Source organism: Microcoleus sp. B3-D7 (assembly GCF_036705305.1).
GTDB lineage: Bacteria > Cyanobacteriota > Cyanobacteriia > Cyanobacteriales > Microcoleaceae > Microcoleus.
This window is the reverse complement of record NZ_JAUBUE010000101.1, coordinates 1-5,589: the sequence shown is the minus strand read 5'-3', so window position 1 is coordinate 5,589 and position 5,589 is coordinate 1. Positions and strand designations below refer to the sequence as shown.

The following is a 5,589-nucleotide window of genomic DNA, read 5'->3' as shown; positions in this document are numbered from 1 at the left end:
AGTCTCGTTTTTGAGACTGAGAGTCTCGTTTTTGAGACTGAGAGTCTCGTTTTTGAGACTGAGAGTCTCGTTTTTGAGACTGAGAGTCTCGTTTTTGAGACAATTTTGTCGGCACACAAAAATTACTAATCTCAACGTCTGAGTGTTTGAAGCCAAACCAGCCCATCGCTTCAAATCTAGCGATGGCGCGATGGTAACAAGCTTTGCTGATTCCAGTCACGAGTAGAATCTCAGCAACCTTGACTTTTACGGGTCTGTCGCCAAAACGGTCATATTTGAGGAGCTTGAAGAAAAGCTTTGATTCAGTTTTGCTCAGACCATGTTCAATAATTTGGTCTACAACCTCATCCTTGATTTGAATATAAAGCTCTTGCTCTTGAGGCTCTGCAAGATTTTCACGAGTGCTTGAACTTTTACCGCCGATCGGAGTAGAATCGTTGTACATGAAATTTAGCTCGCGCCCAAGCGAGTTGAAGGTGGATTAATCCTCAAAACCGTTGCGTTCAGGTCCAATTGATAGCAGCGGTTTTTTGGTGTTTAGATTTTTGGAAAATGAAAAAGCGTAATTGGCACCGCCCCGCTAGTTGATTGAGGGTGCGGTAACACTGTCGGTGAGTGAGACGCCGATTAAGCCATTGCAGAATTTAGGGATGGGAATCAGAGCTTTCAGCAGTTGAGCTAGATTCTTTAAGTATCCTGCTGCGGACAGAACTTTTACCCACGCCAAATAATCAGTCACTATCGCCCAAACCCTCCAAGGGTTGTGGTAGTAGTGCTTGAGAAACGACCGTCGAGATTCTCGTTCTTCTCGGCGGGCCTCTATTCTCTCTCTAGGCGTGATAGGTCTATTGTCCATGTGGATATTTTAGCGGCGGATGGGATTGAGAGTACAAATCTATACAGAGTGAGAAGTGCTAGCGCATAGTGTTAAGCCTTTTGGTGGGTACGCAAGAATGCGAGTTTCAGCGATATTTCTCTATGCACTGTTGAGCTGGAAATCTATAGGTTTCCTTTTTTCTCTATGCACGTTTATAAACAGGTTTTAGCGGCCTAAATCTCGTTCTGTCAGCGGTAGCCGCGCATAACGAATTATTTACAGAAACTCATATGAGTTTGTGCATGAGAAACACACTTATAACGCGGGTTTGAGGGCTATATTTTGAATGATGGGAAGCTTTAGGCGATCGGTGAAGCAGCAGTAAAGATGCGCAACAACCCTATAGGGTTGCAGGAAACCACACACTCGATCTGCAGGGACGAATTGAGGAAGAAGCAGTGAAGCAGCAGTAAAGATAGTGCAGAACCCTATAGGGTTCTGCAAAACCACACACTCGATCTGCTTCTTACTTTTCAACTGCCTATGCCTCCTCACCTATTAAGCGTTTGTACTCAGCCTCAGCGTCTTTGTATTTTTGAGAGCCTCCTCTATTCAAGCCCCATATTTCAAGAATGATTTTTCCCTTGCCATAACCACGGGCCCGCAGTTGCATAATCTGTTCGCGGCGTTCCGCATCCTTGTTCTCTGTTCCGTCTTCCTCCGATCTGGCTAGTTGATCGGACTGTTCGGAACACTCAATGTTCTCCTGACTACAAGGTAGAGCTAGAGCGCGTTCCAGCCTTTGAACGTCTTCTGAACACTCCGATTGTCCGTTCAAGATTTGTTCTGCCTCCTGTTGACGGGACTGCTGACTTACATAGGTGCTAACGGCAATTTCATCAGCCACATCAGCCTTAATCGCCCTCGCTTTCCATTCCTCAATCTCAGCATCTTCTGCTATTTTCTTAGCAAGATTACCCGCGCTGACAGCACAAACCACAGCAGAACCGAGGGATAAACCTTGTGCCAATTTGTGCCAGCCCACACGACGATCGAGTGCGGTTAGGGGAGCTAGCCAGAGAATTAATGCACTACCGGAGAGGACAAACATTTTCAACTGCATAGCCACACCCCCGCGCCGATAATTCCAGCGGCCAAAATTGCCAGAAGCAAAGCTTGCAGGTTAGTGACTGAAATCTTGAGCCATCCACTGACTGAGAAATCTAGCAGCCAGCACAATCCCCACAAAATAAAACTTGCTGCTGTCAAGAAGGCGATCGCTCGGAATGACATCGGATGCAAACTCGCTACCCATCCCAGAAGGGAGGAAGCGGCGCACCCGGCAGTAAAGTAGTTTGCCAAGCTTGCCGCTCTCATTAGCTTTCCTCCCCGCTATAAACTTTAAGGTGGCGAGATTCACCTGGTTTCACTGGTGGCAGAATGCGGGCCGCCGCGTTCAAAGCAGAGTAGGCGTCAATCTCGGAATTCGATTGCAGTCGGACGACTTGGTTCTCCCGTCCATCGACAATCACAAAAACGTCACGATGGTATTTCATCAGGACTGACCCCCCGTTAACTGCGCTTTGATGGTGTCAATGGCAGCCCGTGCCCTGTTGTCAGCGTTATCAAGTCTCATGCCCTGCTTTGCGTACCCTTCCCGCAATCCGTGCAAGCTCTTAGCGTAGGTAGTGTTTGCTTTGATTTTTCGGAGTTCGTTCCGGGCAATGCCCCCTTTATATTTCGCGTGTTCCTTGTGTACCTTCGTATCAGCCGTGTCAATCCGTCCGAGTGCAACATAGAGCCGTTTGGCGTATTTCGCCCCCGACTCGCATTCAGTAGCCATTTTTTCCATCGCCTTAGCTTCCTCTTTGTCGGCATAGCGAGGCGATTCGATTACTGGCACAGACCGGATGCTAGCAAAACTACCGGGATTCATCGGGCTTAGGGCTTGCGCGTCAGTGCTGGCAAGTACCTTTGATTTGTCGATGCTGTGGCCGCCATCATTTACGGCGAGCTTGCCACCATCTTTAGGCGCGTCGGATTGACCGCCACCGAATAATCGCAGTTGTAAACTCATTATTTACCTACCTGAATTGTGATTTTTACCGGGAGTAAGTTGAGGGGATTGATGCGGGGGAACAATCCTAAAATCAGCAAAGCGCAGCCAACCGAGGCAAGAGCAAGGGCGAGAGCCTGCCCAAAATCCACCCATTCAAAAAAGTTGATTGAGTGATTTGAGTCCTGGCTAGCAGGCGCTGCTGTGTTGGAAGTAGTCGAAAGATTGCGATCGAACTCTAAACCGTGCGAAGTCAGCAATTTTTCCCATGTTGCTGTTGCTGTGAGTTTCCCGAATTTTCGTGCTTGCTCGTTTGTGAGGTTGCAGTCATAAGCGAGCTGCTTTAAGTGCTCGATTCGGCGGCGGGAACGCATTGGCTCAGGCATGATTGACAAGCCTCAAGTCAGCAGCCAGGGTCAGCTCGCCATCACAATAAGGTTCAGGAAGACAACCGGGGCAACTGCTGTGAGTCCACCTGATGTAATAAACCCAGGTATTAGCAATCGAGCAATAGCTATCAGGTTCTGGAATCCAGCGCATCCCTAAAATTTCACCAAAGTCTGTGGCAAACTCTGGAGCATCGTCGTCGTTTGGCTCCCAGTCTTGGGCAACCAAATCGCCTATGTTGAATTGAGGCAAAGGGTACTTACTGAGAGGGGTAGCAGTATCAGGCTGAGAGCTAGGAGACGCAGCAGTAGGCTGAGGCCGCAAAAAGATGAACGGCAAAGCGGCCAATGCTGTTTTTTGCAGGAAGTCGCGCCGAGGTAATGTAAAGTGTTGCGATCGCCCCTCCGGGCAATCGGCTGAATGTGGCATGATAGTTAGGCTCCAAGCGTTGAAAGAGAACGTTTGGGGAAGTTCGTGGGTAATCTGGCATTGCAAGTGCCTGGTTCCCGCGCATCAATCTTCCTTAAACTTACGATCGCAGTATTTCAGCTATCTGTCAATGGACGGCTGTAAAGTTTTGTGCGAGGGAAGCCCCGAAGTTAATCGGGGCATAATTCCTAATTCTTAGCGAGATGTGTCTCAGGACCCTTCAATCATCGCCGCTATCAGCAAGAATTTCATCCCAGTCCTGATCGGAAATAAATTCATCCGTCCGCTCGTTCAGCTCATCTGAAAAGGCTTGCCGGAGTTCGTTCGCATCGCGTGGCTGACTTCCCGTCTTTAATGCTAGCCACCATGCGAGAAATTTCTCTAATCCTTCTCTCAAATCTGAGTTCATCCTTCCTCCAAAATTTCTAAGATTTTCTCAACATCTGCGAGCGATGCGGTAGATTTCTTACCCAGGGCTTTCCTTAAATTCTTGAGGATGTCCGCTGCGTCGGGTAAATCTTTCCCGGCAGCAGTCGATTTTTGTTTCAGGTCGGAGAGTTCCGCTGCAAGTTCGGATTCTAGTTTGTCAATTTGCTCGCCCAGCTCTGCGATAGTTTCATCCTTCGCTGTCAGGCGGGAATTTTGCGCTGAAACTTCCTGATTCCTGAGTCGGATAATAGTGTCGGCTGCCAATAGGCTCTGGTGCAAGTTGTCAATTTCTTCGTTAACGTCCGGCCTGAGTGATTCCTCTGCGGGAGTTTCACTCAGGCCCTCAATTTTCCCAGCCGTTCTTCCATCTCTGCCATTTTTTGCAAAATAGGGTCAAGCTTAGTCTCTATCTGTGTGTCTACAACTTCGGGTGTCATTGTAGACACCTCTGTAGACATCAAATTATCATTGCTTTGTGTAGACAGTGTTGTAGACACTGCTGTAGACACTTTCACCTCCTCACCGCTAGCGAGTGCTTTTAAAACGCGCATCGCTGCTTGGCTGGGCGATTCTCCCTCCTCCCTCTGAGCTTCAATCCAGTTGAGGAAGTGACCTGAAGCGCGGAACGATATTACCTGACTGTTGCTCATTGTAGACACCTGTAGACATCATTTGTCTACAATAACTGATACCTGTCTACAATGTCAACACATTTGTCTACAGTTGTCTACACTACTTTTATTATTGACATTGGCACACGGCAACACAGGGAGTGGCACACACTCCCTGTGGTTGTAATTTGCGTGATGTGGCTAGAATCTCGGAATCTCGGGATTGAGGGATTGAGGGATTCTAGAGCTTCCTCAAGTACGCGAACTGCATCGCTCCTAAACGAGATTACTTTTCGCTCTAAGTTCTGGTCGTAAACAACTTACCTATTTGCCCACGCAAATGGTCAGGACATGGTGCATAGCTTCTAGTGGGCAATTTAGAGGGAACAACTTGCTCTGATTCCTTCTGAATTTCTACCGTCGGAGAATTCGGGAGGATAAGTCCATGGTGTTTTGCTGCTTCTTGCCAACCATCTCCATATAGCCGTTGTAGGTAGGGAATATCTACCAGGTCAGAAACATCCGTTTTGGGGGGTGTTACTGCTTCATTAGAGAGGGCATTGGGGTACTTCTCTTGGTATTCTTCCCAATACTCAGCTCCGTGCTTGTTAAGCCACGATTTTCGACTAGCTATTCGGAACTGACACTCTTCAATTTTCTTCTTACAAAAATTTTCAAATCTCTCTCTCACTCCTTCTGAGAGAGTATTTAATAAATCTGAATAAGTCTGAATAGTCTGAGACGTTTCAAAACGCTTTGCTGGTAAGGGTTTTGACGTTTCAAAGTCTCGTTTTTGAGACTGAGAGTCTCGTTTTTGAGACTGAGAGTCTCGTTTTTGAGACTGAGAGTCTCGTTTTTGA

General features: G+C 47.6%; 12 protein-coding genes. All 12 read right to left on the bottom strand.

The genetic code is table 11. The features are described from left to right. A partial coding sequence (locus QUB25_RS29280) for a hypothetical protein (protein WP_333188943.1) occupies nt 1–445 on the bottom strand: 445 nt, incomplete at its 3' end. Between the two features lie 135 nt (nt 446–580). After that, nucleotides 581–856 (bottom strand): hypothetical protein, encoded by a 276-nt coding sequence (locus QUB25_RS29275; RefSeq protein ID WP_333188942.1) that lies wholly within the window; start codon nt 854–856, stop codon nt 581–583. Nucleotides 857–1,358: 502 nt separating this feature from the next. Beyond that, nucleotides 1,359–1,940, bottom strand: a complete 582-nt coding sequence (locus QUB25_RS29270) for a hypothetical protein (protein ID WP_333188941.1) — start codon at nt 1,938–1,940, stop codon at nt 1,359–1,361. Further along, a complete protein-coding gene (locus tag QUB25_RS29265; RefSeq protein WP_333188939.1) occupies nt 1,931–2,194 on the bottom strand; it encodes a hypothetical protein in 264 nt (87 codons plus the stop codon). Before QUB25_RS29265 ends, QUB25_RS29270 begins: the two co-directional genes overlap by 10 nt. Beyond that, nucleotides 2,194–2,373, bottom strand: a complete 180-nt coding sequence (locus QUB25_RS29260; protein WP_333188937.1) for a hypothetical protein — start codon at nt 2,371–2,373, stop codon at nt 2,194–2,196. The genes QUB25_RS29265 and QUB25_RS29260 overlap by 1 nt, the downstream gene beginning before the upstream one ends. Then, nucleotides 2,373–2,894, bottom strand: a complete 522-nt coding sequence (locus QUB25_RS29255) for a hypothetical protein (RefSeq protein WP_333188935.1) — start codon at nt 2,892–2,894, stop codon at nt 2,373–2,375. Before QUB25_RS29255 ends, QUB25_RS29260 begins: the two co-directional genes overlap by 1 nt. After that, nucleotides 2,894–3,259, bottom strand: coding sequence for a hypothetical protein (locus QUB25_RS29250; RefSeq protein WP_333188933.1), 366 nt, complete (start codon nt 3,257–3,259; stop codon nt 2,894–2,896). Before QUB25_RS29250 ends, QUB25_RS29255 begins: the two co-directional genes overlap by 1 nt. After that, on the bottom strand, nt 3,252–3,689 hold the full coding sequence (locus QUB25_RS29245) for a hypothetical protein (RefSeq protein ID WP_333188931.1): 438 nt from the start codon (nt 3,687–3,689) through the stop codon (nt 3,252–3,254). Before QUB25_RS29245 ends, QUB25_RS29250 begins: the two co-directional genes overlap by 8 nt. Before the next feature lie 220 nt (nt 3,690–3,909). Next, on the bottom strand, nt 3,910–4,098 hold the full coding sequence (locus QUB25_RS29240) for a hypothetical protein (RefSeq protein WP_333188929.1): 189 nt from the start codon (nt 4,096–4,098) through the stop codon (nt 3,910–3,912). Next, nucleotides 4,095–4,382 carry a hypothetical protein gene (locus QUB25_RS29235; protein ID WP_333188927.1) on the bottom strand — a complete coding sequence of 96 codons (288 nt, stop codon included), beginning with the start codon at nt 4,380–4,382 and terminating at the stop codon, nt 4,095–4,097. Before QUB25_RS29235 ends, QUB25_RS29240 begins: the two co-directional genes overlap by 4 nt. Nucleotides 4,383–4,453: 71 nt before the next feature. Continuing rightward, nucleotides 4,454–4,768, bottom strand: a complete 315-nt coding sequence (locus tag QUB25_RS29230; RefSeq protein WP_333188925.1) for a hypothetical protein — start codon at nt 4,766–4,768, stop codon at nt 4,454–4,456. Between the two features lie 259 nt (nt 4,769–5,027). Beyond that, on the bottom strand, nt 5,028–5,589 hold a 562-nt coding region (locus QUB25_RS29225; protein WP_333188923.1), incomplete at its 5' end, for a hypothetical protein.